Consider the following 26,723-nt stretch of genomic DNA (forward strand, 5'->3'; position numbering starts at 1 on the left):
CGGTACTTGCCATGGCACGGCTTCAGATCCGATTGCGAAAGTGAGCCGGACGGCAAGCGTTAAAAGGATTTTGCCGACCGCGGCCTAGATACCTGGCACCTTGACACATGGAGTCAATGCAGTTTTTGGTCATACGAGCCAGCCCCCTTTCCGTCCGGGTAGTGGCTGGGCTCGTAACCGACACGGATGAAACCGTGCCTAGTGTAGAGGCCTTCGGCGTGAATACTGTCCTCGCTTTAACGCCTCTCGGCTCGCTGATAAGTCATGCTTGCGTACCCATTCGTCACAAGAAGACTCCGCTCCTGTCTCACGGTACTCGGGCACGACGAACAGTCCGGTCAACTCCACTACGGTTTCCCGGTCGGGGACCGAGTGGATCTTGATCTGCCCTTGCACGACGTCACCGGTTCGCGCCAAACCTGTCCGGCCGCGCCGGGGCCTCTGATCACCTTCGCGGCACTGAGCAATTCGTTCGATGGCTGCCCATAATCTGTGTGACGCAAGTGGGCCGACAGGGCCGGCCGTGCCGCCGACGCCCGATGGGTCGTCGGCGGGCCAGACAACCTCATCTGGTCGACCGGTTCACCACCCGGGATGGTCGCACTGCTTCCGCTGCGCGAGACACCGATGAAGCAGATCACATTCGAGCTCGGAGCCTACAGCTTAGGACTGCCCATTCCTACGTATTAGGAATCACACGCCGACAAACTACCGAATTCTCGAATATCCTTAAGCCGCCATCGGAGGTGCTAGCGGAGTGGTCAGGCGATGGCCTTGCCCAGCCGGTGCCGTGCTCGCAGATCTAGTGGATGTTCCACAAGAGAGGAGATCTGTTCGAGATGGTGCCGTTCGATGAGTATCCCTGTTGATCCTTGTCCTTGCGTGCCGACTATTGCATGGACGCGGGTGACCAATTCGTCGGGAATTTGTCGTATTTCGCGATCTGCGATCACTCCATTCTCGGTTAGGGTACTGGTCAGTTGCCAGACGGTGGGAGCGTCCGAGGGCTGCAATTCCGGGTCGCACAGGCGGCATTCGAATTCGCCCTGGTAGACCCCGTGCCGGGAGCATCGTTCGAGGTGATATCGGTTAGGGGCGACGGTCCAGTCGCCGAAACGGGAATCGATTGTCTGGCTGGGGCGGAACTCGGTGAGCATCCGCGTGAAAGCCGCGAGATGGTGATCGATCGAGGGGTTGTAGTGCAACTGGTCCCATCCAGTTCGGCGGTTCGCACGATCGAGAAGGTCGATGAAGAATTTCTGCTCGTGATTGTAGTTCCGCGTCCATGGCAGCTCTGCCATGTCAAACCCGCCGAAGCCGCGGGCGTTTCGCGCTAGATCGCAGAAGTGGAGCACCAGATTTTGCTGCCACCCGGTGCCCGCCGCGGCTGAACCAGCCAAAGCGATCACGTCGCAGAACACATCGGTGCTGCCGTTGGTCATGTATATGTCCAGGCCCACAGCATCGGCGCTGAAATGGTTACCCACCGTACCGACCCTAGCGTGGCAGCTGGTGCCAATAGCCGTCGATTCCACCGAAGCTGGTGTCACTAGGACCGCTGCGGCCCATTGTGCGGCTCGCGAAGTCCTCTTCGGGGCGGCGGCGATCTCGCTGTCGTATGTAGTGCGCGCTGGGGTTGGCATCCGCCTGTGGCGCGCGGGTCAACGGATCCGAACCAAGAGGGCGGCGACGGAGGTCTCGGCGCCGGGCGATCAGCACTGCTACAAGCGCGAAGATGATGACACCGCCTGGGACAGCGGCCAGCATTACTGTAGTCATGCGACCACTCCTTCTGTATACGTGGTCGAAGATCAGGGTAATCACCACCGAATGCGCCTTGGCTTTCCAAAATTGGGGATGGTGCTGTGCGTCCGATGTGGTCGTTTACGCAGTCGCTTCGTCGTCGACCGGGAATCGGGTGTGAACCACACAGCGCGGCGGAATCCCGAACTTGTCGATCTGCACGCGTCCTCTGCGGATCACCGTCGTGAATCACGTCCTCACTCTTCTCAGTGATCAGGTGTGGATCTAGATCTCACCGCTGGTGATGTGGGCTCGGTAATGACATCTTCCCCTCGCCTGATAGCTCGAATGCGGTGGCTGTAACAGCGCAACTATTGATCCAGCGTAAATTATTTCGGTTGTAAGCAGGGTTCACCATTGCGGGTCCGGGACGAAAGGTCTGGTAGTGCCTAATACCCGCCATCTGCTGCAGCTTCGCTCTCCCGTCGGGTGTCTGAGTCTTCAACCCAGCTTGCTATGGGTCAACATCGACGTCTCGGGATGTGCTGCACGGCCTGACAAGACAAGCACTTTCAAGGCGACCGCACGCTGGACAAGTGCCAGACCTGGTAGTGCTGATGATTTCATCGTGAATGCAATTGCATTTATCTCTACTTTTCCGCACCTGCAAGAATAGTCATAGTTAATGTTCGTACGTGACATTCGCATTGGGTCGGTAATGACAGGTTTCTCAGACATCCTGAATCGCGTTGCATTGAAGGACTCTACCGTGCGAGTTTCGTCAACCCCAGCGTAGATCTCTCTGCCACAAACTTGAAAACGGCTGGCCATGAAACCGTTAATATGCCGAATCCGTTCACTGATGTTCCGGGGGTCGTCTGCTGCAAAAGCTGAGCCAGATCGTCGAGCAATACGCTATCCCATCCTGGGCATTATTAGGTGCAATCGTACCGGTCTCGGCAGAGGGCAAGCCTCAAACAAGTCGCGGATATACTCAGTCATTGTCAGGAGCGTTTCCTCGGAGCCGAGACGGCTACTCCGCCATCGGAATGCACGGTGTCACCGGTGATGCCGCGGGCACGGTCCGAGGCAAGGAAGACGTAGCTCCACGCGTGATCAGCGCCGTCGAGTGCGACTCGTAGTGGTGTACGAGCAGCAAGCTCTTCGGCACGTCCTGGTATGTCACCAAGGCTTCGCTGCGCCATCGCCAGACTTGCCAGACCACGGAGATCGGTCCCGAGTGTGCCGCCTGGTGCGACGCCGTTCACCCGGATGTCTGGCGCGAGATCATGGGCCAGCGCGGTGACCAGCCCGCGAACGGCATACTTCGAGGCGAGATAGAGTACTCCGCCCCGTCCAGGGTAGTAGGACGAGGTGGACTCGGTGAGCAGAATGACTCCGCTGTCGGCAGCCAGTAATTCGGGCAAAGCCGCGCGAACCGAGTGCAGGATGCTTTTGACATTGGTATGGAACATCTCGTCGAAGGCTTCGTCCAAGATTGTGCCGTCGATGTCCGCGATGCTTCGATAGAAGTCGAAAACCCCGACACAAGTGACCAATGTGTCCAATCCGCCGAAGGTCTTCACGGCCATATCGACTGCCGCCTCGTTATCGACCCTGGTCCGAGCATCGCCGACTGTGACCGGCACGTCCGCGAATTCGCGACACAGGGCGGCCGCCTTGGCGGAGTCGCGCTCGAGTACAGCGACCTGAGCCCCCTCGGCCCTATAGGCGGCGACTACGGCCCGGCCGATTCCTGAGCCCGCGCCGATCACGAGCGCTCGGCGGCCGGCCAGCCAGCCGTTCATTCGGATCGGCGTTCGGGCTCGTCGGCCGCGAGCGGCTGGAATGGGCTGCCGATCATGGCCGAGAACGTCGCCGTGTTCTGCCAGGTCAGTGCTTCCAGCTCGAGCGGGCACAGGCATACCCACTGACCCGACTTCGGCGATTCGATCAACAGCCGGGCACCAGTGCGGGTCTGTACCTGGCGTACGTTGACCTCAGCGAATTCGTTGGCTACTCGAAACGATTCACCAACGGTGTGCTCGACCAGATCGGCAAGTCGCGCGTCCGTCGCGGTGCGATCATCGCCTTCGTTCGGCCTCATAGGAATATCGCCAGATTCTGCATGCGGATCACTGCGTCGTCGACCATGATGGTGCGCCGTGCGAGTTGCCACCCAGTTTCCGTGTGTCGCAACAGATCCTCGCGGCCGGCCGAGATCAATGCTCCCGCGTGCACGTCGCCTCTGTTCCGGAACAGCAGAGTGGCGGACTCTACGACTACGTGCTGTGCGTCCGCGGTGGCGAACGTACGCACGTTGGACAGGTGATGCCGGAGCCGTGATGGTGGATCTTCGGTCCATGCGTGCTCGGTGCGGAAGCGTGCGACCCGACGCTCGAGGGAGTACTTGTCCTCGTCGAAATGTGCCATGCCCGGGGTGGTGTCGAAGCCGGCGCCGGATGCGGTCGTCACCCGGGACGGCATCAGATAGTGGATGTCGTCGGTGAGAAGCTCGAGCCATGCAGTGTAGTCCTGGGCGTCCAGGAGCCAGGCCTCCTGCACCAGCCAGTGGTGTGCCTGCAGATGCCGCGGGTGATCGAAAGGCAATGCGGCGCCGATCCGTTGAATCGGGGAGGCGTGAGCGCCGAGTACCGATCGACCGGAGCAGGTGTCGATGACGGGTGCGACATGTTCATCTGGAAGCATCGACATCCTCCTGGACGGAGGGAGCCAGTCGCTGTTCGAGATGGTGGGCCCATCGAGCAAGTAACTCGCGCTGGTTGTGCTCGCTGTAGCCGATACGTGCGCTGCCGGGTCCGTGGAACTGGTCTCTGGTCAACGGCCGGACGAGATCGGTGCCGTCCTCGAGCATTCCCATCCGGCTGTTGAGCGATAGCCGGCGCGCCATCGATCCGGCCGCCGTATCGGTCAGTGACACCCAATTCTCCACGTCGTCCTGCTCGAACATGCCGGTCGACCCGAAGCACATGAGATAAGCCTTGTAGGACAGTGCTTTGAAGGATTCCGGTGCCTCGCGATCGACCACGAACCAGGAGAGAACCTCGGTCTCGTGTTCGCTGACGGGCTGCCATTGCCGCAGTGAGATGAAGGGCAGTACGTCCTCGGAGTCCGCTATGCGCGGCCAATTGTGCACAAAGGACAAGTTGGGGAACAAGGTTGCGGCCGATATCATGAAGCCGTCCGTTCCGATGACGTTGATTTGATCCTCGGAGAAAGATTTCTTCATACGTTCGACCATTTCTTGGGGGTAACCGACGTAGCGTGCGCGCTTGTCGAAGTCGCCCGGCGGGAGCTTGTAGGTGGTACCACCGCCGTTTCCCGCCCAGTAGGTGGCGCCGTCTTTTCGCTTCGCGCCCTTGGCATCACGGAACAGCCCTATCTCGACCACCGATGAGTGGGTGTGTGGAGTGTGGTACATGTCGCCGGCGAAATTCTCGGCCCCGATCTTCCAGTTCGCGTTGATGCGCCACCGCTGCGGCCCGCGTATCTCGATACCACTGGGACTTTGCTTCGTGTAGTAGTCGAGGTAAAACTTGAAGTCGCCGAGATATTCGGACAGGGGGACGTTGTCCGGAGCCATCGTGACGAAGATCAGCCCGTTGTAAGTGTCGAGGCCCGGAGCGGGTAGTAGACGGTATTCTCCGCGGCGGAGACCGCGTTCGCCGCCGTAGGCGGCCTCGTGGAAGGGGACGCCGACCAGGCGACCGTCGTTGCGGTACGACCAACCATGGTAGGGGCATCGGAAATGCGACGCGTTGCCGATTTCGGCGCGGCATATCTGCATACCGCGATGGCGGCACATGTTGAAATGGGCACGGATTTCGTTGTTCTCGTCTCTGGTGATGATGAAGGAATCATCGATTATTCGGCGGACGACGTAGTCGCCACGCCGCGGTATTTCCGACTCGTGTGCGACGAAGATCCAGGCACGGCCGAAAACATGGGTCTTCTCCCGATCGAAGAGACCGCGATCGTTGTAGATGTGGGCTGGGATCATCCCGCCGCCGACGTCCGGCACTACGGCGGACGAATCGCTCACGTCGTCTCCCTACCGTTGCGCCGACGATGCCTGTTCTGCCGGATGTCACTAGCCTGATCGAACCGAGCCGGCCCCCACTTGCCACCGCTGGGAACATGGTGCTTGTGCGTGGCGAAGCCAGAGTGGGGATCGCGACGTCGGCGTCCGTCGCGATGTTTCCCGGCGGTGAGAAACTCGGCGCGATCGTGCGCTCGGTGTAATCTGCTGCTCGTGCCAAGACTGCTTATGACGAGCGATCGGGTTGTCAACCTGGTTCGTGTCGCGGCTTGTGCGTGTTGTCGGTGACCTGCCCGACCTTTCACGACATCGCCATGCCCGGAGCGCCTTGTGACCACACCTCTGCCGGTGAATCTGAAGCACGCCATAGACATTCATCCTCTCGTCGACGCCGAAGGTGCGCTGTGGACGCCGGACGAACTGCACGGATTGACCAGCGCGGTCGCGCGTGACCTCACCGAATCGTTACTCGGGTCCTGCGGTTCGATCCTCGGCAATGTTGGTGGACAAGGCTCACGCTGACCATGGGCGTCGAGCTGTGGTTGTTGTCCTGGGCTCCTGGCCAGGGGACCGAGCCGCACGATCATGGCGGCGCCCGCGGCTCGTTCACGGTCCTGCTCGGGGCACTGGACGAGGACTATATCTATCCGAACAGCCGAATCCGCAGTGCCGTCGGGACAGCTGGTTCCGCGGTCGCTTTCGGGCCGGACCGTGCTCACCGCTTGCGCAACGGAAGCGGCCGGTCGGCAGCCTCCGTACACGCCTACTCACCACTGTTGCGGCCGATGCGCGAATATCGGACACTGACGGATTTCGCAGGCGTATGAACGCCGCGGCGATGCTCGCGCGGGCGCGGGCAAACCTGGTGCGTGCCGAGCCGGAACAAGCCGAGCGGCTACTGGCGGATCGGGGCGCTGCTGGTGGATATCCGGCCGTACGCGAATCGTCTTGCCGAGGGGGAGATCCCCGGCGCGGTGATCGTTGAGCGGATCGTGCTGGAATGGCGCCTCGACCCGCACAACGAATTCCGGCTCGCCGGACTCACCGAGGACACCACTGTGGTGATCCTGTGCAACGAAGGGTATGCCTCCAGCCTGGCGGCCCGCGATGCGCACGAGCTGGGCCTGCGCAATGCCACCGACATGGTCGGGGGATTCCGGGCATGGAAAGCGGCCGGGCTTCCCGTCGTTCGAGGTGGATCCCCTGCGGTGCCATAGCCGTCTCGGGTCTGTGAGCCGCTGTCAGGTACGCGGTTTACGGGAAACTGGTGCCAGGACACCTGCACGTCGTAGTCGTCCGACCCACGCTTGCGCTGTGTACCGCGGGACGCCGAAATGTTTTGCCAGTTGACCGACGCTGCCGGTCTTGAGGAATTCCGACTTGACTTTGCCGGCGTCCGGCATCTTGCGATACGGGCTTTTCTCGGAGTTGCTGCCAGTAGGCCTGCGTGGGTTTTGTTTATCCGACAGCGAATCGGGCGCTCCGGCGATGAGCTCGAATGCGGCAACTGTGCTCAGCAAGGCCTCTTGGAGCTGTTCGATGTCGATCGAACGTAGGGTGTCGGCAACATCATCTTTCGGATCTCGGCCGCAAATGGCGAGTTCGATAATGCGTGGCTCGAACTCTTCGTTCTGCCTGATGATCGCGCTGATCCGGTGGTTGGGCTTCTGATTTTCGGCGTGCGGCGCCACCGTGATCATGTAATCTCGCGTGCCGCTGCTCATATGTGCGTCTCCAGTATGCCGACCGGTTCGTTGGCCACCGTCACCACCGGTGTCCTGATATGGTGCGCGGCTGGCGTATCGAGGCTGTCCCCAAGGTTGGGGATGTGGTTGCCGCAGAAGCGCAACCTGGACCGATCCTCTCGAAGGAAGGGGCCTCTGTTGTGCGTGATCGCACCTCGATCTGCGGGTGCCGGTCGGCTGGCTCGTTCAGTGCTTGTCTCTCGGCTGATGCCTCGGCGGTTACCTTGATCACGACATCGAGGCCCCTCGGTGCGGCGCCCGGACCGAGTTCTCTGAACTGGGACAGCCACTCCCTTGTGTCCAAACGAGTGTGCTGCACGCTACATGTTCGCGTCGTGCGGGCCTCCGATGCCGACGTTCCTGCTCTGTGCTTCGGTGAAGCGCTTCCGTCTCATTGTCGATCCGCTCGCGGTTGCCGGGAACGCCCATCGTCTTCGTCGGTGGCCCTGCGACACCGGCGGCGCGAACCGCCGATGGGCACCTCACCTGCGACGACCGACATGCGAAACGTATCGTCGCATCGCCAGCCGTTGAGCCCGTCCGGTTGTTTTGCAACGGTGATGGGGATCGGTCGGTTCCCTCGCTCGGTTTTGGTGCCACGGGGGTTTGTAGTATGTAAAGACCTAATTCAAGCGATCCCACTTGGGCGCGAACAGGCGTCAGAGCATGTCAGGACCATATTTCTCGCCTACCTGTTGAGCATAAGAGAGGGCTTCGGCATCGTTTTCCAAGAAGCTCTTTCCTCGGTATACCTCTCCTGCCCACTTTCTGAGGATCGCCGCATTCTCTGTGCGTACTTGGACAGCCAACTCGGTATGGGCGGCCAAGTAAAGGGGAGGTGCCTGATATCCGTTTGGATGCGTGAACCCCGCATTTCGGCTGAAATGATCCCCGCCGAATTCGCGCAACGACTTGGCGCAGCGTACACCGTCGATCACCGGTTTAATGTGACCCAACTCGTCCAATCCTCGCCACATATCTGCAACCGAATCGCACGCCACGCCATGTTCGATAAGGACTCTGCCAGGGCGAACTACGCCATTCGGGAAGTTGGTATCCTTATATACCACTCGGGTAGAATTGCTGTCCTCCAAGAACAGGCGGGTCCCGTCCAGTGGGCCGTGACCGCGCCCCAGTCCATCAAGGTCCTCGCCGGCGAGAGTTTGCACACGCCAATCGGGATCGAACCGTCCCGCCTGCATCCCGGGCCGAGTAGCGGTAGATTCGGTAAACTTGGTGCCCAGCACCTGCTTGCGCATCCCATCGGCCACATCTCTGGGGAGACCTTCCTGGATCGCATGCGCTCGAACCAGCTCCCCTGAGCGCCGCTCGTCATAGTCGGCCGCGGTGACGCTGTGCCCGGCGCGATTGCCGCCGTACCGTCCATCCGCAGCGCATCCAGACGTTGCGACAGAAAGGTAGTCTTGCGCTCGAACTTCCAGCCCCTGCGCTCTCAACGCGTCCAGATTATGTCGCCCGCGCTCGAGATCGTTTATGAGGCCGTGGCCATTATGATATGTTGCTCGCAGTCCGTTCTCCATCGCTTCAGTAGGTCCCCAATAGTGTCGAAGAAGCGGTAGACCGTCATGCGCGAGGATATCGGGATGCCCCATGAGGCTACGCACGGCGTACACATGATGACTCGCGATTTTGATCATGCTATGTGCGTAGGGATGGTCGAGCGCCTCTCTCGGAAGACGCGTCCTGATGTCCTGATGTTCACGATGGGTGACGTGTTCAGGTAGTGGCCCGTTCTCGGGATTGTGCAGCCGTCGGCGGACTTCATCAATGTTTTTCAGATCCTCTACCGACCCCTTACGCTGCATCAGACTGCATGTATCCGGGACGCTGGCAATAAGAGGTCCGTCGCCGGCACGCCAGCCGCGCGACACAAGATCCTCATGGGAAACTCCATTCGCGCCGACGCTGACTCGGATACGACCATCCGTGACCAGGTCGCGTCCATCTCGCGATTTCATTCGCGTCCATCCGGGTTGCCGCACAAGGTGGTCTAGCGCTGCTGTGTCGGGCACCGAAACCTCGAGCTCGGGAGAATGCTCGAAGCCGGGACCGAATGTTTCCTCGAGGGCGCGCGGACCGGTGACGATCGACTGTTTTGCAATCGGCTCGCCCAGATGTTTTCTCAACTCCGCATCCAGTGATGGGTGTGGTCGCATGACGGCGGCTCGGTGCGTGGAACTGGGCTCGGACGTCCGAGCGGGCACATCGTGGACGCGTGCGCGTGCTTTCGCAACTTCCTGCCCGCCTTCGGCGTCGGAGCCGATGTGTGTCTTCGCGGTACTTTCCAGCGTAGACGCTATTTCGCTCGTTCTCCCCGCAACAGCATCCGCTCCGCCGAAGAGCTTGGTCGCCAGCCGAGTAGCTACTTGGACCAACTTCATTCGCGCCATGGACTCATCCTCGGAAATCACTCGCCTGACGCCGGCCGGTATCGCACCAGCGCACAACGTATACAACTGACACCGTTACCGCATGCCACAGCCTGGGAATAGCGTCGGGGGCGGACGCCCCTTGCGGAAGCGTGGCAAGGCAGAGTTTTGGTTGCCGGGAGGTGCTAGTGACAGGGCCGCCGTCAGCGGCAGTTTCCAACTGTCGCGATCGGGTCTCCGCTGCCCTGTTCAGCGGCGGAAGCCGGCGCGCATTCCGGTGTTGAGCGTCAGTCCTGGCCGACTTCGCCCGTCTTACCTGCGAAAGTCACGGGCTTGACGCACAGAAATGTTCTCCAGACGACTAGCTGCCGCTGGTTTGTCGGTCGTGGCGCCGTCGGTTGTGATAGGCGTTGGCGCCCGTCGCCTCGCGCACGAAGACCACCCCTGCTCGACAGGGCACCTCGGGAGTTCGGTGGGTGTGCGACCGAATTCGCGGCATCATCGAGGCTTACCTCGTGTACACTGCGTCGGTCCGCCGATGCTAGTAGCCGTCGTACCCGGCGACGCTGGTGTCACTGAGGCCGCTGTCGCCCATTGTGAGGTTCGGGCCCTTTTTGCGGCGCCGCTCTCGCTGCCGCATGTAGTCCGCGCTCAAGTCGGCGCCTGCCTGTCGCGCACGGGTCAACGGATCCGAACTGACAGGTCGGCGACGCAGACGTTGGCGCCGGATGACCATAACCGCGACTACCGCGACGATGACGGCACCGCCTGCGACAGCGACCAACATTTCTACAGCCATGCGACCACCCCTTCTATCCATGTGGCCGAAGAACCAGGGTAGTCGCACGATAGACACGCTGTGGCTTACCAAAATTGGGAAAGGCGCTGTGCTTCCGTGGATGTCGTCAGTGCAACTGCTTCGTCGTCGACCGGACGAGCGTCCCAGCGGTGGGAAACAGACGGCCGGGAAATACAGTCACCCCTTGTGATCGAAGATCTCATCGAACTTCTCCGTCGGCTCGCGGGTCGTATGCCCGACGAAGACCTCCGGAAGATGCGGCACTTGCTGGGTTTTCGCGAGATCGACACTTTACTGCGACTTTTGCCGAGTCGGTTGATGGACCTTCACGTCGGCCTCACCAAAGCGGAGTTCGAATTGCTCGTCAAGATCGGGTTCGTCCAGAGCATCTGGGCCGTCGGCGACCTGCTCGACACGGGCTTTTTGCCCGAGTACGGCTTCAGGGCGATGGCGGAATGGTGTCCTGAGGACGACGAACTGCTGACCGCCGCGGTCGCTGCTCCGAGCCTGTTGCGCGTGCTCAAGACCCAGCGCAATCGGGCCTCCGCGTTCTCGAGCTGTCCGAGCGCAACCGTGTACGTGGCCGTTCTGGCCAAGGGGGCGGATGTAGCCCGGCATCAAGCGCAATTGCAGCGCAATTCTGGCTCTGCACTCGTCGAAGCCATGCTCGAAGGTGAATGGCTACCGCCCTATCAGGCGGCGGCGTTGGCTACCGGTACGCAGATCTGGTCGAGGGGCGTCACAGTCTGAGATCATCGCCCGTAGTGCTGGGCTCGGGACAGAGCGCCGATCCGGTCGATTCGCCTCGCGCTGCACTTGACCTATCGCGGCAGCCCGCCGCAGGTGGCGCTGCCACGCCGGAGCGCACTGCCGGTCTGCCTCAAAGGGCTCTACCTATCGTTGGGATGCCGAGGTGTCGCGCTCAGTCAGCAGGGGTGTCGAAGCGGATCATCCCGATGAGTGCGTCGCTGAATTCCAGCCCCGGCGCAGGCTTCCTGGCGTACATATAGGTATGTTTGCCGCGAGGGTCTGCCCAGTCGGCATCCATTTCTTTTTTTACTCGGCGATATCAGCTTCCCGCCGTCATAGACGAATAGAACGCCCGCGCCTCGGTGCTGCGCCATGAAATCTTCAACGACGTTGTCCCCTATGTACGTCCAGGGGTCATCGGGCTCTGCTCCTCCGTGTACGTGTGCGTCCTCCACGAGTTGCGGAACGCCGCGATCCTCGGTTGCCGAGACCCATCGGAACTGTAGGTTCGATTTGCTCAGTCGGCCGCCGTGCTCGGCCTCCATCTTGCCCAGCTGGGCGATAATTTTATTCTCCGCCGCAGAAAATTGCTTTCCTGCGGATTCGCGCAACGCCACCATGGTCCTGAGGTTGCCGATCAGGTTCTGCAGGGAGAACTCGTCGGTGAGGGACGCAAAAGCTGATCTATCGTCGCGAGTGAGTGTCACTAGGAAATGTTCGGCTCGGGCGGGTGCAGAACTGTCGATTCTGGCTGGATGCGGCATCCCATCTACGTCGACGGCCTCCCGAAGAGGTCCTGCGGTCTCGAGATCGGATGCCGGCGTCTGATGTGCGACTTGCTTCAGCATATCGCCGGTCTCCCTTGGCAGCCGCTCCACAGCACGGGTCACGTTGTCGACCGCTTCGATTGATCTCAGGCCGAGCATTCTGCGAAGCCATCCGCTCACTCGACACCGTGCCGGGAACGAGTGACAACCGAGCATTCCATGACCACCGCCATCTCAGTTTCGTGCGCGACAGCAGCGTAAAGACCTGGATCGGGGTTCTCGAGAGTGGCAAGTGCGGTTGATGATCGCACGGGGATGTCGCGGGTACCGTCGCTCCCAGCGCGTTCGGTTGTCAATCGTCGGCGGCGACTATGAGGGTCATGAGACGGTCGGTTCGATCGATGGCGATGAACTCGTGAAATCCATTGGCAGCGCCGACGACCCAGCCCCAGTCGTGCACGGCATCCGGACCTGGGTCGCGGAGCTCGAAGACGTCGTCGGTGGCCAGCATCGGGTACACCCATCGGTCGAGACTGTCTTGGACGGCCGCCGAGATGGTTCCGCTTGCCTGGTCTGCCCATTGGTGCAGCTGTGTCTGCGCGGTGTCTGCGCTGATTCGGTGGAAACTCTCCGCCGAGATGCGATGGAGTTGGTAGGGGCCGTGCAGGTTGTGCGCTCCCTGCTGGTCAGGGCTGCCGCCCGCGTAGTGGTCGCGGTATTGCGGATGGTGGACGAGAGCGGTCAGCAAATCATCGTCGGGTCGGTCTGTGCCGATCCGGAAGTATTTCGAACTCACCCAGTGATACGTGCCGGCGTCCAGGTGAACAATCCGCTCCCGTTCGAAGGTGATCAGGCCATCCATGTCCGCGAGCATGCCAGAACTGAGAGCTTCTGATCCGGATGCACCTCAGAGGAAGCGGCGGAAGGCACCCCGCGAGAGCGGATGCACCCATTTCTGCGGTCGTGCCGCCCCCCGGCACTGGCGGTATCTTGGGGCTTTGGTTGTGGCACTGCGCCTGTTGTCGGCGCGATCCCGTAAAAGAGGGAAGGTCTGCGTTGAAGTCTTCGTCTGGAAAACTGTTCTGCACCATTATGGCGTCGGCGGCGATCATGCTTTTCGGTACCGCCGCGGCGTCGGCCACGGCTCCCGCCGGCCTACCGCTGGAACCCCTGTCACCGACCGAATACGACCAGCGGCCGGTTGACGACATCGACGCGTCGTTCGGATCGTTCAAGTTCACCGGACCGCCGGAGTGCTGGTTCCGCCCGATCTCCGGCCGCGCCGTGTGCTAGCCGCGCCGCTCATATAGAACGGACATTGTCAGCTTTGGGAACCGCGCAGTTTGATTGCTAGGCTCGGTCAAATGGCGGTCAGGCGGGATGAAAACGCTGGCGGTTTTCTTGCTGCGACGGGGCTTTTCGTCGGACGCGAGCGTGAACTGGATCGAATCATCAGCCTCCTCCTCGGTACCGCTCGATTGGTCACGTTGATCGGCTCGGGCGGTATCGGGAAGACTCGGCTGGCAGGCGAGGGGTTACGCAGGTTTCACAAGGCTTCCGGTATTCCGACGTACTGGGTAAGGCTTGCGCAACTGGACGCGAAGGCCGATCTCGACATGATCGAAGCCGAGGTTGCGCGTTCGGTGGTTGGTGCCGATTTCTCCAACAGGTCCGCATGGACGGCGGTCGTCGACACTCTCGCCCGCACCGACAAGACCGGCGGGCGGCTGAAGTCCGTACTTGTGATGGACAATTGCGAGCATATCCTCGATGGCGCCGGCCGGGTTGTCTCGGCACTCCTGGAGGCCGTACCCGCGTTGACGGTTGTGGCGACGAGTCGTGAAGCGTTGGGGTGGGTCGATGAGCAACTGGTCGCGGTTCCGTCTTTGACGAGGCCGGAGGCTCTGACGCTGTTTCAACACCGAGCAGGCCTGGCAGGCAAGGCGATCAGCGATCCGGACGAAGTGCAGGCAGCGGCCGCGATCTGCCGGCACGTGCACAACAATCCGCTGTTCATCCAGTTGGCCGCGGCGAAGCTGCGGTATCAACCGCTTGCGAACATTCTCAGGCAGCTGACCGGCTCGGACGACGATCGACGCACGCAGTGGTTGCACGGGCCGCGGGTCGGGGTCGATGCACGCCATATGCGAGTCGCCGACGTCATCGCTTGGTCGTATGACTTGTGCAGCGCGAAAGAACAACTATTGCTCGAGCGCATGTCGGTGTTCGCGCCGGGCTTCGACGCGAACACAGCCGACGACCCGAACTCCATTGATGTCGCCATCGGCGCCGAACTAGAGGCGATCGCGCGGATCGGCGCTGATTGCAGTCCCGCGGACCGTGTCTCTGCCGAACTGAACCCGGAAGAGGCGGTACTGACCGGGACAGAGATCGAGGCGCTTGTCGAGCGCCTCGTGGATCAGTCGCTCGTCACCGTGCATTTCACTACGACGACGGTGCGATATTCGCTGCTGGAGAGCATTCGGGTGTTCGCACGCGAGCGGTTGAATCAGCGTTCTACGGACGCATGGACTCAGCTCGCACACAGGCATGCTCGCTACTACCGGGACAAAGTCGTCGAGGCGAAGGGCAGTTGGTTCAGCCCGGCGGAGAAAGACCTGTTGGAGTGGGTGCGCGCGGCCTGGGACAACCTGCGGGTCGCGATCGAGGGGTGCATCGCCAGGCCGGACGATGCCGCATTGGGGCTGGAGATCCTGATCGCGCTGACCGATCTGCGCGCGCCGTTCTACATGGGCTCTGTTCGTGAGATGCGCCGATGGATCCAGCTGATGCTGGAGGCCGCATGCGGCGTCGACGCGGTCGACGAGCAGCAGCGGATAAGAGCAACCGCGACATTGGCTCGATTCATGCTGTGTCAGGGGCAGCGCGAAGACACTGAGCAGATCCTTGCTGAATGCTGCGCGGATTCACGGCGCGTCCCCGCTGCGAAGCCGGATTGGCGAGCGGATTGCGAGGCTGATCTGAATCGTCCCGCATCGGTAGATTTCTTGCACGGTCAGGTGCTGATGCTGGTCGACGGCGATGTCAACGCCATCAATGTCTTGGATCGCGCGAGCGCGAAGTTCCGCGCGAGTGGGGACGTCGGTAGTGCGGTGCACGTCGAGATGTTCAGTGCGCTGGCTGCGGGCCTGCTCGGGTCCCCACAGGAGGCGATGGAACGGGCGCGAATTCATTCCGATCGAGTCCGCGCGGCAGGCGCCGAATGGGCAATGGCCTGGGCAGAACTGACTTGGGCGATGGCATTGAGTCGAAACGGGGACGCGGTGGAGGCCTTGACCGTCGGTAGCCGGGCGCTGGCCCGTCAGGTGGCTTTTCACGATCAGTGGGGCGCGCTGTGGATATTGCATGTTCGAACCTGGTCGCTGGCGAAAGTCATCACCCAGCTCCTCGCCGGCAGTCAGTCCGACGGTGCGCGAGTCCAGACATTGGCGACCGAGACCGCGCGCGTGGTTGGCGGCCTGCGCACCTCGCACAAGGCGCTCGGGGGTGGTTTCGGTGCCCTCGGTCCGCTGGCCACCGCGACCGCCCAGGCTGCCGAGGTGGCCCGTCGAGTGCTCGGTGTCGACGCGTATGCGGCCGCGGAGAACTGGGGCGCCCAGCTGCGCCCGGAGTCGAGTGAATTGGAACGGTTCGTGCTGGGTACGTTGTCGACCGATACCCCGTCGAAGGACGAAACGACCGGCGTCTCTCCGCTGTGGAACAACATGACCAAAGCGGAGCAAGAAGTCGCGGCACTGGCCGCGGCCGGCTGCACCGACTCCGAGATCGCCGCGTATCGCGGCACGTCATTGAAGACGGTGAACGCCCAGATGTCGACGGTGCTTCAGAAGTTGATGATCCCCTCGCGCCGAGCGATCATCCGATTTGTCCCCCCCGATCATCTCGAACGGATTCGGGCTGGATCGCGCAGGCGCCCGAAGCGATGAGGGAGATAATTGTTCGGCCTCAATGTCGCCTGTCGCGGGGCACGACATCATCATTCGTGCCTCTGCCGAACCAGGTGGCCATCGTCGAAGCCATCGCCTGCGGATCATCGCCGGATCCGCAGACATAGCCGTCGGGGCGTACAAGGACCGCGGATCCTTGAAGCAAACCGGGATCGACTGTGAGATAACGTATTCGGCGCTTCCATCCGGACGCGACCGAAACGAGCCGGTGGTCCGCGGTGGCGTCGAGCAACAGCGCGAGACCATCATTGGCGTGCGAAGACAGCATGATGCCATTTCCGAGCGCCAAGTCGGGCATGCGGTGGCCCAGTCCGGGACCCAGATCGTAGCGTCCCGAAAGCCCCGAAATATCCTCCGCCACTTTGAGATTCGCTGCCGGTACCCGCAAGATCTCAGTGAAGAGGGTACGCAGAGCCGGGGTGTCGGGATGATGAGCGGTCAACATCGCTTGTGCGCGAACATTGGCGAGCACGGCGGCTCCGGCCGGATGCCGCTCGGAGTGGTAAGTGTCGAGCAGATGTGGTGACGCCCATCCGTTGATGTCGGCAGCGAGCTTCCAGCCGAGGTTGAATGCGTCCTGGAGGCCGAGCCCCATGCCTTGGCCGCCAAGCGGGGCATGGATGTGCGCGGCGTCTCCGACCAGGAATACCCGTCCCATCCGGTACGCGCTCACCTGTCTCGAGGCGTTGGTGTAGCGAGAGCCGGAGCGAAGTTCATCAATCTCGATATCCGGCCCGAAGCCGCGGATCAGCGCGTCACGCACCTCGTCAACGCCCACCGGGGTGTCGGGTGCGATCCCCACCTGCTGGGGGCCATGAAAGGCCAGCCGGTACAAGCCGTTTCGGAGTGGCAGCAAGTAGGCGAAGTCGCTCCGCTCGGGGTCGAACGCCGGCAGTGACCAGCCGTCGGCGAGGTCGGGCGGCTTTCGGCGGAGCGTGATGTCGCAGACGACGCCGGGGACAGTGCCATCACGGCCGGGAAATTCGAAACCTGCCAACCTGCGCGTGGTGCTGTGTCCGCCGTCCGCGCCGACCAAGTAGCGCGCGGTGATCCGTTTTTCAACATTGCCGATCATCACCCGGGCGACGACCTCTTGGTCGTCAGTGCCAAGGCCTTGATCGATATGTACCAATTCGTGGCCCCGCCGTAGCGGGTCGCCGAAATCGGCCAGGATGCTTTCCAATACACGTTCGACATCACCTTGCATGATGCCGATTTGGTAGGGAAACCTGCTGTCCAGCGCACTGTAGTCCAGCGGGATGCCCGCGAAGTGGCCGGTCGGGAGAGTCCCGTAGATGTACTCGCTCATCGGCGACAGCCAGCCGCGCCATTCCAGGATTTCAGCGGCTCGTGGTTGCAGATTGAGCGCCTTCGTCTGCCTGCTTCGATCCCGGTCTCGCTCGATCACGACGGTCCGGATTCCGGCAAGGCTCAGTTCGGTCGCGAGCAGCAGTCCGGAGGGCCCACCACCAACGACCAGCACATCAGCATCGATGTCAGGCACACCGTCCACTGTGCCTGATCTGCTGTATGGGTGCCACCAAGTCGATTACCACTGGTGAAAAATGCGCAGTTCACTTATTACCTAGGTAATTCTGAAGGGCCGGCTCGGTCCTGTTCCAGGACTCAGTCGCCGAAGCTGTATTCCAATGGGCCGCGGCTCTGGAGTCCGGCCTCGATCCCTGCCGTGATCGCCGCGCGCACCTCGGGCGAATCGAACAACTGGCGGAAGGCCGCGGTGTCCGTGGCGAGGTCGGCGGGGTCGGGGAGGTACCTGCGGTTGATCGCCCGTTTGGCCTCCGCGAGCCCCGAGATGGGATGGCCCGCGATACGCGCGGCGAGGTCGGCAACGTACATATCGAGTTCGTCGTTGGGCACGGCACAGTTGACAATGCCATAGCGTTCGGCCGTAGCGCCGTCGACATTTCGACCGCTCAGGATAAGCTCGAGCGCACGGGCTCTGCCGATCAACGTGGGTAGCAACTGGAGCGCGCCGCCGCCCGGTATCAGGCCGACCGTGACCTCCGGCTGCGCGAGGAATGTCCCGTCGAGTGCGGCGAAACGCATGTCGCACAGGAGCGCCAGCTCGAGTCCGCCGCCGCGGGCGCGGCCACGAATCTTGGCGATACTGACCAGGCGGGGCGATTGCAGCGCCGCCATCATGCGCGGGTACGCGGCGGCTACTTCGGCCATGGCCGTCGGCCCGAGGTCACCGTCGAAGTGCGCCGAGAAGAAGTCGGGATCGGCCGATTCCAGTACTACCACTTTGGTTTCGGAGTCGGCCGAGAGCCGCTCGAGCTTGTCCGCCAGTTCACGATAGACGTGATTGTCCAGTAGGTTGATCGGTGGGTTGTCCAGTCGAACGGTGGTCCAGCCGCCGGGCTGTGGATGGACCGTCACCGTCTGCTTGCCAATCGCACCCATCAGGGGAGCCTCCTTGGGAGTATCCGGCTGAGCTTCGGCAGCCGGTTGTGGTCACTGTATTCGGGCCGGTTCCGGCTCGGCGGTGATACAGCATTCGGCTTACCGCACGCACAAGAAGGGTGGTAGGTGATGGATATTTCCGGACTGTCTGGGCGGTAGCAGTAGGGTAGGCTCCGCAGTCCCTGCTTTGCAGGGAGCCGTTCAGTGTCAGCTGTTGTAGCACGCGGCGACTGTCAGGTTAAATCCGCGAAAGGCGTCGTACGGTGAATCTTCCATTCCGGTTCGGGGTTGTGCTGTTCCTTTCGAAGTCCGGCGCGGAGTGGACAGAAAAGTGCCGCACCGCGGAAGCGCTCGGGTTCGATGTGATCGCGGTTCCGGATCACCTGGGCGTGGCTGCGCCTATTCCGGGTCTGATGATGGCCGCAGCCGTGACCGCGCGGGTTCGACTCGGCACATTCGTATTGAATACCTCCTTCTATAACCCCGTTTTGCTGGCACGCGACGTTGCTTTTCTCGACCAGCTGTCCGGAGGGCGTGTAGAGCTCGGCCTCGGGGCCGGTTACGTGCGATCGGAATTCGACGAAGCCGGTATACCGTTTGCCCCTGTGGGTGAGCGCATGAACCATCTTGTCGATACCGTAGCGACGCTCAAAAGACTGTTCGGTGAGCGCGGATATCGCCCGCGTGTGGCGCAGCCGGGAGGACCGCCGCTGATGATTCCGGGCTGGGGGCCACGTGGCCTCGGTATCGCCGCCGCACATGCAGATATCGTTTCGTTGACCGGAATTCACAGCTTGAGCGATAGCGGCGAGAACGGGATTCCCAGAATGTTTTTGGCCAATTCCACCGAGACCGCGACGAAGGCAGACCAGCTCCGTCAGCTCCTCGCCGGGCGTTCGAAACCCGCCGAGGTGAACATGCTGGTTCATCGGGTAGCCGAGCCGAGCGCGCGTACCGCACTGGATGCGGAGCTGCGTGACCTGAATGGGCGATTGGCGGTCGACGGTACCGAGCGGCTGGAAGACGTTCCGGAGCTGTTGATCGGTACACCGGACGAGATGGCTGACGCGGTGCGTGAGCGGCGCGAACGCTTCGGCATCAATTACATCACCGTGTACGAGGCGGATATGTGGAAGTTCGCCCCCGTCATTGAGTTACTGCGCTGACAGTCGATGCGCATTGCCGACAATAGTCACTGACGACGCCATCCTTGTTGCTGCTCCGGGCTTCCGGCGAGAGGCTCTTCGAGCGACCGGATCAGACATCCTCATGGTGCGATGTTCTTTCGTCAATACTTCCCATTCATGGGAAGTCCCCGGATCGCGCTTACGCTGCCTCGTGTAGGTCACCAGGTATACCTACGGAGCGGTGGCCGATGACAAAGTGGATATATGGGCAGCGGCGAATGCCGACGTTCTTCCGACCTGGACCCGATTTCATGTGGTCGTAGGGCATCGACTGGATTGCAAGTTTACCGGAGGTAGTGATGAGTGCGCGTATTGATGTGTTGACCCCGGAGCACCCCAAGCGGGTTCTCATTGTGGCGTCGAACCCTGCGGTTTCCCGCCAGACCGGCTGGCCGATCGGATTCTGGTGGGCGGAGCTCACCCACCCTTATTGGGAATTCGTCGAGCATGGCTACGCGGTCGACATCGCGAGTCCCGACGGTGGGGCACTGGTGGCCGACGCATGGAGCGATCCGCGGGACGAGTCCGGCTACAGCAGTGACGATCTGCTCAGCCTCGGATTCATCTCGTCCGCCAAACACGCTGCCCTTGTCGAGAATTCACTGGTGCTGGCAGACGTCGACACTGCGAGTTACGACGCCGTCTTCCTCGTCGGCGGCCAGGCCCCGATGTACACCTTCATCGAGAACGAGACCATCCATGAACTCGTGGCATCGCGGGTGGCCGCGAACAAGGTCGTCGCGGTGGTCTGTCATGCGACCTGCATTCTGCTCAGAGCCACACTGCCAGGCGGTCGGCTGGTCGTCGATGGGCGTAGCTGGACCGGGTTCGCCAACTCCGAGGAGGACTATGCCGACGAATACGTCGGCCAAACCATTCAGCCGTTCCGTATCGAAGACGAGGCACAGAAGCTTCGGCACACCAACTTCATTGTGCAGGGCCGGTTCAAGCCGCACGCCGTTCGTGATGGCAACCTCATCACCGGTCAGCAACAGTATTCCGGTGCTGCCGCGGCTCGATTGGTGATCGAAGCCCTCGGTATCTGACGCCGACGGTCCGGGCGGGCCCTCGCCTCGGCCGCCGCGACGCTATTTCATCGCCGATGTTTCGGTTGCGTCGCCGATGGACCGGTCGGGGTCGGTCATCGTTTCCACGTACAGGTCGCGGAGGGCAGTAATGTTCGCCTCGAGCTCGCCCGGGTTCCAGGTACCGATGTCGATCGGGGGCAACACGGTGACGTCGATTCTCCCCGGCCGCACAGTGACCGCGCTGCGCCAGAGAGCGCGTCCGGAGTTATGAATAACGAGCGGGATGATCGGCACGCCCGCCTGCACGGCCAGATGGAACGCGCCCTTCTTGAACGGAAGCAGCTCCGGTGTCGGCGATACCTGGCCTTCGGGTGCGATCGCGACCGAGGTTCCCGACGTCAAGGCGTCCACAAGTGGTTCGATCGACCGTCGAGCCTGCGCAGGGGAATTGGTATCAACGAAAACCGCGCCGACGTATCGCAGCAGTGGGCCGAGAATCGGGTAGCGCCTTACCTTTTCGGTGACGACACCGGTGATTCCGCCACGAAGAACATAGGGCACTATCAGCACGTCGAGCTGGCTCTGATGGTTGAAGACGAAGACCGCGGGCCGCGGCGAGAGAGCGTGCTCGGCACCGGCGATCCGTACGCGCATGCCCGCGCCGCGGAGACCACTCGTGGACACCCAGTTGTACATGCGGTCTATGCCGGATCGTCGACTCTGCTTGAGCGAGAACAGCATTGCGGCAACGCCCGCGCCGGCAACGCCGATCAATCCGAGAGTGGTGCGGGCAGCCCGTAGGGGCAGCGGGCAACGGTCACGAAACCGGAGTACTCGCCAGCTGTTTCGCTGCGCCGTCGATCGCAGAGCGTGATCCGGATTGATCGCGATCGGATGGCTGACCAGGCGAAGCAGCGGGATATCGGCGGCACCGTTGGAGTAGGCGTGACTCTTGTCGAGCCGGATTCCATTGTCTGTGGCGAATTCGACGACGAGATCGGCTTTGTGCGAACCTGATACGACGAGACCGTGCACCTCGCCGGTCAGCCTCCCGTTCTGGATCTCCGGTTCGGTGCACACACGGTGTTCGATGCCCAGCGCGGTGGCGAAACCGCTGACCTGGAACCGCGTGGCCGCCGTTGCGATGACCACGGTATGCCCGGCGGACCGGTGTGCCCGGATCAGGTGCCAGGCTTCGGGAAAGAGGTGGCCGGCGATGTGGCGCGTGAACAGTCGGTCTTCTATTTGCTCGAAATCCGCCGCCGCCCGGCCACGCCAGGTGGCCGATATCAGACGCTCGGTGCTACGTGAGCGCGCACTGGTTTTGCGGCCCGATAACCCGGAGAGCAGCGAGTTCATCAAATCGTTCGGTGTTGGGCGTCGCCGAATCGCCGAGGTTCGTGCTCGGCGGAACCCCCGGAACAGCGTGCCGTCGAAATCGAAGAACGCACCGATCTCCGGTCCGCGCGGGCCGTTGCGGATGGCGCGAATCACCGTATCGAGTTCGTCCGGTTCGCTCACGCGGCAGACTCCGGCACAACGGCCATCGCCATCCGAGGAATAGCGTCGCCGAGACTGTCCTGTGAGTGATCGCGATCGATACCTTCGGTAGCCCAGGAGGATACGGCGTATGCGGCTCGGATGCCGTCGAGCACGGTCCTCGGATCGGTGTCGGTGAACCGGATCTCGCTCATCCACGGTAACGGCGCGAGATCGAGGACGTGCGGTTCGCCTGGCGCAGAGTCGAATCGGCGGGTCGAGAGCCATTCGCGGTCGGTCTGGCGCTGCTGTAGAGCGTTCAAGTACGCCGTGCCAAGGCCGCGGCTGATCCGGTCGAGGTAAGCCGAGTACGCACGGTGTGTCACTGCCACCCGCCGGCTGGGTGCCCGCATTCGGTGCGTGCTGAGCGACAGGATGTGGGTACAGCCGTCGTCGACCGCCATGCGGAACGGCAACGGCATCAACAGCGCTCCGTCGATCAGTTGATTGTCGCCGACTGACGGGTTATTGGTGGCGAGCGGCAAGCGGGCGCCGCTGCGAAGATACGTTTCCAGATGATGACCCGTGTGGTGATCGCGAACGACGATTGCTCGGTTCGCCTCGGCGTCGGTGACCGCGAGTATCACCGGCTGGGCGGCGTGTGCCGCGGCCTCGTAATCGAGTGGAATCCTGGATTTCAGCACATCATCGAATATGAAGTCGAGGTCGACAATGGGTTTCCCCCGTAGGGCGCGGGCGTACCCGATGAATCTTTTCATGACGAAGTCGTCGTAATAGATCGACAGCGGAATCCAGCAGGTGCGGGCTGGCTGCGATGCGAAGAACGCAGCGTTTATCGCACCGGAAGACGTGCCGTATACGACATCGAATGCGTCCTTGAAGTTCGCATCATCGAGCTGTGTGCACATAGCTGCGGAAATTGCCCCGCGCATTCCTCCGCCGCCGATCGCCAGGCCTACCTTGGCGAAGTCGGATCGCTGGCCCGGCTTGCTGCCCGTAGCTCGCCTGTGCCGAAGTATTTCCAGTACCGGATGCTCGGTGTTCCAGTACTGCTCGACCGGTCGGCTGGGCTCGATCATCCGTTGTCTCCAAGAATATGAACCGAAAACCATGGTGCTCACTGGGATGGAACAATGAGCAGGTCGACGGTATCCTGGCCAGGCCCGCGTCAGCTTCCCGTCGATGGGAAGCGGGCTATCCGGCGGTCGGCTCTCGGTCCGGACGTCGGGTGCGGTTTGTTCTCTCCGCCAACACGATTAGGTCGTCACCTGAATCGTCGACTCGTTACTATTAGATAGGCACTATGCTTTGATGTCGACGCGCTCTCATTCTCGTCCGAGTCGAGTTGTGTCGAGAATTTCGCGAGCGTCGCACTTCCCATGATTGGGAACTGGCGTCCGGCGGGCGGTGTGGCGGGCGGGCAGACTTTCACGTTGGGTGAGATCCCGTTCCTCACCGGAGATGGAGTCGCAGTTCGATGAAGGTCATAACCTACGATTGTTTCAAGCCAGGGGTCACCATGGAGACGATCCAGCCGTATCTGAGCGAAGAGGTCGCCAACGTATGGCGGCTGTGGAAAGCGGGCATCGTCCGGGAAAACTACGCACGGGCCGATGAGCCGGGGGTGGTTATCGTCTTCGAGGTCGACAGCGTGGAGGAGGCCAAGCGATATGTCGACGACTTCCCCTTGTCGAAGCAGGGTTTGCTCGAGTGGACGTATATACCGGTGACCGCGCCGCTGCCATTGGAACAGTTGATGGACGCCTCGGTGGACGTCAACGAGCCCTATGACCGGACAACCTAGGCGGCGTGCGTGCGATACGGCTACGGCTTGTCGATACCGGAAACTGTCGACGAGATATGCGATCCGACGCGGATGGCGTTGCTCATCTATGACATGCAGGTCGGCATCGTGCGTCAGCTACCGAACGGTGACGACTATGTTCGAGCGTGTGTTCAATTGCGAGACGCTGCGCGTGAAGGTGGCTTCCGGGTGGTCTATACCCGGCATATGTCGCTACCGTTCGCTATGGCGGGAGTGACACAGTTGCGGACCGCGCTCGCCTGGCAGCACGTAGACGACATCGCCGATATCCACCCGGCGTTTCCGCCCGGCTCGCCGCAACACCAGTTGGTGCCCGAACTGACGCCGAACGATGAAGAGGCGGTATTCGACAAGATCACGATGTCGGCCTTCGCGGGTACACCGCTTGATATCGCTCTGCGCGATATCGGAATTCAAGGCTTCGCGGTGGCCGGTATCGCGATGGAGGTGGGAATCGAGCCGACGGTACGGCACGGTACCGACCTCGGCTATCTGCCGATCGTGGTCGCGGACGCCTGTGGTGCCGGACATCCGGCCGCGGCCGAACGTTCGCTGGCCGCGCTCGAGTTCGCCGGCGGATCGCTGACTACGGACGTTGCGACGCTGACGAAGTTGTTACGGCGCCATCGACCGTGACAACCAGCCGCTCGGGACGGCGGTCGTGCTGTTGACTAGGAAATTTCAACATATCTCGTGCCAGGAAATTGATTCTGACTCGGACGTGATGGGTGACGCTGATGACGACTCACGAAACAGATGTTCGAGCGGGTGTTGCGACACTGCATGCCCGGGCGGCTCAGTTGTACGCGGAGTGCACGACCGCCACCGACGCGAGGAGAGCATCGTTTGCCCATGGCGTGGCGAATTCGGTTCTCGCGCCACTCAACCGATTGCTCGGTGACGCTGCGACTGATGCGCGGGTCGATTCGATTCCCACGCCGGTAGCTGCCGCCGCGGTATGGGCGCTGGCCGAGACCGCGACTCGATTGTTCGTCGAGGACGGTGCGACCGATCTGGCGGAGGCCGCGGCGGCGCTGCAGGATCTGGCTTGCCGCTGGGAAGAGCCGCCGGACGCGGCCGCGATCGAAGAGAACCTCGCGGCGCTGGCGGCCTTGACCGGCGACCGAGCGGGTTTCATCCGGACCGCGAAAAACGGACCATATGTGGTGCTGAACCCGACGGAACTGTCGGACGGATTGGGCTGCCGACTCGCGGTGCGCCCGCTGCTTACGCTGTGTCGCTGCGGGGCCTCGCAGCGCAAACCGTATTGCGACGGTAGTCATCTCGACAGCGGATTCACCGACGAAGTCAGTCCGGATCGGGTGCCGGATCGACGTGACTCATACGTCGGTCAACAGGTGACGATTCACGACAACCGCGGAATCTGTCAGCATTCGGGGTTTTGTACCGATCGGCTGGGGTCGGTGTTTCGGGCGGGTACCGAGCCGTTCGTCGCGCCGAGCGGCGGGCGGATGGACGAAATCGTGCGCGCGGTCCGCGATTGTCCGTCCGGCGCGCTGAGTTTCTCGATGGACGGGGTCGAGGCCCGGGAGACCGTTGATCATCACGACTGCCGGCCGCAAACCATCACGGTCACCGCCGACGGTCCGTACCGGGTGACCGGCGGAATTCCGTTGCAGGATCCGACCGGCAGCGATCTGACGCGCGCTCAGGGCGCCTCGCGCGAGCACTACGCGCTGTGCCGATGTGGTCGATCGCAGAACAAGCCATTTTGCAGTGGCATGCACTACTACGTACAGTTCACCGATCCGGTGCTGCCTGATGGGGAAACCCCGAGCATGTTCCACTGGGCCGGCGGTTTTCCCGCACTCACGCGGATGACCAGGCTCTTCTACGAGAAGTACGTGCCTGAGGATCCGCTGCTTTCTCGGGTGTTTTCGAACATGTCCCCTGATCATCCCGAGCGGGTCGCCGCGTGGCTCGGCGAGGTCTTCGGCGGTCCCGAACGGTACAGCTCGGGGTACGGCGGGTACCAGCGGATGCTCTCCGAGCACAAGGGCAAACGGCTCTCGGAAGAGATGCGTGCACGGTGGGTGGAACTTCTGCTGCGGGCCGCGCGGGATGCCGGGCTACCCAACGATCCGGAGTTCCGGTCGGCATTTCAGTCGTACATCGAGTGGGGATCGCGGCTTGCGGTGGAGAATTCGCAATCGGAGTCGCGACCTCCGGCGAACATGCCTATGCCGCATTGGGATTGGAATACCGCTGCGGGTCCGCCCGGCATCAGGATCTCTGCGTTGGCAACAGAGGAGGAGCCGGCACCAGAGGTCGAGCTGCCGGGCCCGGAAGAGACGGTGCGCTTCGACACGCACATCAAGCCGCTCTTCCGGCCGCGTGACCGGAACTCGATGGTGTTCGCATTCGATCTCTGGTCGATCGATGATGTGCGCAGCCACGCCGAGGCGATATTGGATCAGGTCCGGCGGGGGGCTATGCCGTGCGACGGTCCGTGGCCCGCACCGTGGGTCGCACTGTTCGAGCGCTGGATCGAAACAGGGACCGCGGAATAGGTACTG

Annotated in this window: 24 protein-coding genes; 11 read left to right on the forward strand and 13 right to left on the reverse strand. The window is 62.0% G+C overall.

Going from position 1 to position 26,723, the window contains the following annotated elements:
• Positions 1 to 761: 761 nt before the first annotated feature.
• The 5 genes from ACFYO1_RS01900 to ACFYO1_RS01920 form a co-directional block, all read right to left on the reverse strand.
• Positions 762 to 1,487, reverse strand: a complete 726-nt coding sequence (locus tag ACFYO1_RS01900) for a hypothetical protein (RefSeq protein WP_387226188.1) — start codon at positions 1,485 to 1,487, stop codon at positions 762 to 764.
• A 1,260-nt stretch (positions 1,488 to 2,747) separates the two neighbouring features.
• Complete coding sequence (gene hcaB / locus ACFYO1_RS01905) at positions 2,748 to 3,551, reverse strand: 3-(cis-5,6-dihydroxycyclohexa-1,3-dien-1-yl)propanoate dehydrogenase (protein WP_387226190.1); 804 nt, start codon at positions 3,549 to 3,551, stop codon at positions 2,748 to 2,750.
• Entirely contained in the window at positions 3,548 to 3,850 is a 303-nt protein-coding gene (locus ACFYO1_RS01910; RefSeq protein ID WP_387226192.1) for a hypothetical protein, read from the reverse strand. Before ACFYO1_RS01910 ends, hcaB begins: the two co-directional genes overlap by 4 nt.
• Positions 3,847 to 4,452 (reverse strand): 3-phenylpropionate/cinnamic acid dioxygenase subunit beta, encoded by a 606-nt coding sequence (locus ACFYO1_RS01915; RefSeq protein ID WP_387226194.1) that lies wholly within the window; start codon positions 4,450 to 4,452, stop codon positions 3,847 to 3,849. The genes ACFYO1_RS01910 and ACFYO1_RS01915 overlap by 4 nt, the downstream gene beginning before the upstream one ends.
• Positions 4,439 to 5,806, reverse strand: a complete 1,368-nt coding sequence (locus ACFYO1_RS01920) for an aromatic ring-hydroxylating dioxygenase subunit alpha (protein ID WP_387226196.1) — start codon at positions 5,804 to 5,806, stop codon at positions 4,439 to 4,441. The genes ACFYO1_RS01915 and ACFYO1_RS01920 overlap by 14 nt, the downstream gene beginning before the upstream one ends.
• Before the next feature lie 327 nt (positions 5,807 to 6,133).
• On the opposite strand from ACFYO1_RS01920, the gene ACFYO1_RS01925 reads away from it, so the two are divergent.
• The 3 genes from ACFYO1_RS01925 to ACFYO1_RS01935 are packed head-to-tail and all read left to right on the forward strand — an operon-like array spanning position 6,134 to position 7,020.
• On the forward strand, positions 6,134 to 6,325 hold the full coding sequence (locus tag ACFYO1_RS01925) for a hypothetical protein (RefSeq protein WP_387226197.1): 192 nt from the start codon (positions 6,134 to 6,136) through the stop codon (positions 6,323 to 6,325).
• A 2-nt stretch (positions 6,326 to 6,327) separates the two neighbouring features.
• Positions 6,328 to 6,630: a cysteine dioxygenase gene (locus ACFYO1_RS01930; RefSeq protein WP_387226199.1), complete on the forward strand. Its 303-nt coding sequence runs from the start codon at positions 6,328 to 6,330 to the stop codon at positions 6,628 to 6,630.
• A gap of 42 nt (positions 6,631 to 6,672) precedes the next feature.
• Positions 6,673 to 7,020 (forward strand): rhodanese-like domain-containing protein, encoded by a 348-nt coding sequence (locus ACFYO1_RS01935; protein WP_387226201.1) that lies wholly within the window; start codon positions 6,673 to 6,675, stop codon positions 7,018 to 7,020.
• Positions 7,021 to 7,044: 24 nt separating this feature from the next.
• Here the strand turns inward: ACFYO1_RS01935 and ACFYO1_RS01940 are convergent, their stop codons facing one another.
• The gene (locus ACFYO1_RS01940) at positions 7,045 to 7,527 is read right to left on the reverse strand and encodes a helix-turn-helix domain-containing protein (protein ID WP_387226203.1); all 483 of its coding nucleotides are present in this window, start codon (positions 7,525 to 7,527) and stop codon (positions 7,045 to 7,047) included.
• Positions 7,528 to 8,207: 680 nt separating this feature from the next.
• Complete coding sequence (locus ACFYO1_RS01945; protein ID WP_387226204.1) at positions 8,208 to 9,959, reverse strand: hypothetical protein; 1,752 nt, start codon at positions 9,957 to 9,959, stop codon at positions 8,208 to 8,210.
• 964 nt (positions 9,960 to 10,923) lie between these two features.
• On the opposite strand from ACFYO1_RS01945, the gene ACFYO1_RS01950 reads away from it, so the two are divergent.
• Positions 10,924 to 11,487, forward strand: coding sequence for a hypothetical protein (locus ACFYO1_RS01950; protein ID WP_387226206.1), 564 nt, complete (start codon positions 10,924 to 10,926; stop codon positions 11,485 to 11,487).
• A gap of 176 nt (positions 11,488 to 11,663) precedes the next feature.
• Here ACFYO1_RS01950 and ACFYO1_RS01955 read toward each other — a convergent pair whose 3' ends face one another.
• Together ACFYO1_RS01955 and ACFYO1_RS01960 are read right to left on the reverse strand one after the other, a co-directional pair.
• Positions 11,664 to 12,434, reverse strand: a complete 771-nt coding sequence (locus ACFYO1_RS01955) for a hypothetical protein (protein ID WP_387226208.1) — start codon at positions 12,432 to 12,434, stop codon at positions 11,664 to 11,666.
• 172 nt (positions 12,435 to 12,606) lie between these two features.
• The gene (locus tag ACFYO1_RS01960) at positions 12,607 to 13,116 is read right to left on the reverse strand and encodes a hypothetical protein (RefSeq protein WP_387226210.1); all 510 of its coding nucleotides are present in this window, start codon (positions 13,114 to 13,116) and stop codon (positions 12,607 to 12,609) included.
• 194 nt (positions 13,117 to 13,310) lie between these two features.
• Here ACFYO1_RS01960 and ACFYO1_RS01965 point away from each other — a divergent pair, with 194 nt between their 5' ends.
• Positions 13,311 to 13,547, forward strand: coding sequence for a hypothetical protein (locus ACFYO1_RS01965; RefSeq protein ID WP_387226211.1), 237 nt, complete (start codon positions 13,311 to 13,313; stop codon positions 13,545 to 13,547).
• Between the two features lie 71 nt (positions 13,548 to 13,618).
• Entirely contained in the window at positions 13,619 to 16,201 is a 2,583-nt protein-coding gene (locus ACFYO1_RS01970) for a LuxR C-terminal-related transcriptional regulator (RefSeq protein WP_387226213.1), read from the forward strand.
• Between the two features lie 19 nt (positions 16,202 to 16,220).
• On the opposite strand, the gene ACFYO1_RS01975 is transcribed toward ACFYO1_RS01970, so the two are convergent.
• A complete protein-coding gene (locus ACFYO1_RS01975; protein WP_387226214.1) occupies positions 16,221 to 17,726 on the reverse strand; it encodes an FAD-dependent monooxygenase in 1,506 nt (501 codons plus the stop codon).
• 122 nt (positions 17,727 to 17,848) lie between these two features.
• On the reverse strand, positions 17,849 to 18,646 hold the full coding sequence (locus ACFYO1_RS01980) for an enoyl-CoA hydratase/isomerase family protein (RefSeq protein WP_387226216.1): 798 nt from the start codon (positions 18,644 to 18,646) through the stop codon (positions 17,849 to 17,851).
• A 263-nt stretch (positions 18,647 to 18,909) separates the two neighbouring features.
• On the opposite strand from ACFYO1_RS01980, the gene ACFYO1_RS01985 reads away from it, so the two are divergent.
• Entirely contained in the window at positions 18,910 to 19,812 is a 903-nt protein-coding gene (locus tag ACFYO1_RS01985) for a TIGR03621 family F420-dependent LLM class oxidoreductase (RefSeq protein ID WP_387226218.1), read from the forward strand.
• A gap of 320 nt (positions 19,813 to 20,132) precedes the next feature.
• Positions 20,133 to 20,879 (forward strand): type 1 glutamine amidotransferase domain-containing protein, encoded by a 747-nt coding sequence (locus ACFYO1_RS01990; RefSeq protein WP_387226220.1) that lies wholly within the window; start codon positions 20,133 to 20,135, stop codon positions 20,877 to 20,879.
• 42 nt (positions 20,880 to 20,921) lie between these two features.
• Here the strand turns inward: ACFYO1_RS01990 and ACFYO1_RS01995 are convergent, their stop codons facing one another.
• Both ACFYO1_RS01995 and ACFYO1_RS02000 read right to left on the reverse strand, forming a co-directional pair.
• Entirely contained in the window at positions 20,922 to 22,382 is a 1,461-nt protein-coding gene (locus ACFYO1_RS01995) for an HAD-IB family hydrolase (protein ID WP_387226223.1), read from the reverse strand.
• Positions 22,379 to 23,440, reverse strand: a complete 1,062-nt coding sequence (locus tag ACFYO1_RS02000) for a patatin-like phospholipase family protein (protein ID WP_387226225.1) — start codon at positions 23,438 to 23,440, stop codon at positions 22,379 to 22,381. The genes ACFYO1_RS01995 and ACFYO1_RS02000 overlap by 4 nt, the downstream gene beginning before the upstream one ends.
• 440 nt (positions 23,441 to 23,880) lie before the next feature.
• Between ACFYO1_RS02000 and ACFYO1_RS02005 the strand changes: the two genes are divergently transcribed.
• From ACFYO1_RS02005 to ACFYO1_RS02015, 3 genes are all read left to right on the forward strand, one after another.
• A complete protein-coding gene (locus ACFYO1_RS02005) occupies positions 23,881 to 24,165 on the forward strand; it encodes a hypothetical protein (RefSeq protein ID WP_387226227.1) in 285 nt (94 codons plus the stop codon).
• Positions 24,166 to 24,237: 72 nt separating this feature from the next.
• Entirely contained in the window at positions 24,238 to 24,822 is a 585-nt protein-coding gene (locus ACFYO1_RS02010) for a cysteine hydrolase (protein WP_387231644.1), read from the forward strand.
• Positions 24,823 to 24,923: 101 nt separating this feature from the next.
• Positions 24,924 to 26,717 (forward strand): CDGSH iron-sulfur domain-containing protein, encoded by a 1,794-nt coding sequence (locus tag ACFYO1_RS02015; RefSeq protein ID WP_387226229.1) that lies wholly within the window; start codon positions 24,924 to 24,926, stop codon positions 26,715 to 26,717.
• The last annotated feature ends 6 nt before the right edge of the window (positions 26,718 to 26,723 follow it).

Source organism: Nocardia sp. NPDC006044, assembly GCF_042871115.1.
Lineage (GTDB): Bacteria > Actinomycetota > Actinomycetes > Mycobacteriales > Mycobacteriaceae > Nocardia.

Excerpts from the sequence above, each read along its gene's own strand:
- ACFYO1_RS01930 (WP_387226199.1), top strand. The coding sequence starts at position 6,328 with ATGGGCGTCGAGCTGTGGTTGTTGTCCTGGGCTCCTGGCCAGGGGACC.
- ACFYO1_RS01990 (WP_387226220.1), top strand. The coding sequence starts at position 20,133 with ATGAGTGCGCGTATTGATGTGTTGACCCCGGAGCACCCCAAGCGGGTT.
- ACFYO1_RS01945 (WP_387226204.1), bottom strand. The coding sequence starts at position 9,959 with ATGGCGCGAATGAAGTTGGTCCAAGTAGCTACTCGGCTGGCGACCAAG.
- ACFYO1_RS01915 (WP_387226194.1), bottom strand. The coding sequence starts at position 4,452 with ATGCTTCCAGATGAACATGTCGCACCCGTCATCGACACCTGCTCCGGT.
- ACFYO1_RS01960 (WP_387226210.1), bottom strand. The coding sequence starts at position 13,116 with ATGGATGGCCTGATCACCTTCGAACGGGAGCGGATTGTTCACCTGGAC.
- ACFYO1_RS02000 (WP_387226225.1), bottom strand. The coding sequence starts at position 23,440 with ATGATCGAGCCCAGCCGACCGGTCGAGCAGTACTGGAACACCGAGCAT.
- ACFYO1_RS01940 (WP_387226203.1), bottom strand. The coding sequence starts at position 7,527 with ATGAGCAGCGGCACGCGAGATTACATGATCACGGTGGCGCCGCACGCC.
- ACFYO1_RS01980 (WP_387226216.1), bottom strand. The coding sequence starts at position 18,646 with ATGGGTGCGATTGGCAAGCAGACGGTGACGGTCCATCCACAGCCCGGC.
- ACFYO1_RS02005 (WP_387226227.1), top strand. The coding sequence starts at position 23,881 with ATGGAGACGATCCAGCCGTATCTGAGCGAAGAGGTCGCCAACGTATGG.
- hcaB (WP_387226190.1), bottom strand. The coding sequence starts at position 3,551 with ATGAACGGCTGGCTGGCCGGCCGCCGAGCGCTCGTGATCGGCGCGGGC.
- ACFYO1_RS01970 (WP_387226213.1), top strand. The coding sequence starts at position 13,619 with ATGGCGGTCAGGCGGGATGAAAACGCTGGCGGTTTTCTTGCTGCGACG.
- ACFYO1_RS02010 (WP_387231644.1), top strand. The coding sequence starts at position 24,238 with ATGGCGTTGCTCATCTATGACATGCAGGTCGGCATCGTGCGTCAGCTA.
- ACFYO1_RS02015 (WP_387226229.1), top strand. The coding sequence starts at position 24,924 with ATGACGACTCACGAAACAGATGTTCGAGCGGGTGTTGCGACACTGCAT.
- ACFYO1_RS01910 (WP_387226192.1), bottom strand. The coding sequence starts at position 3,850 with ATGAGGCCGAACGAAGGCGATGATCGCACCGCGACGGACGCGCGACTT.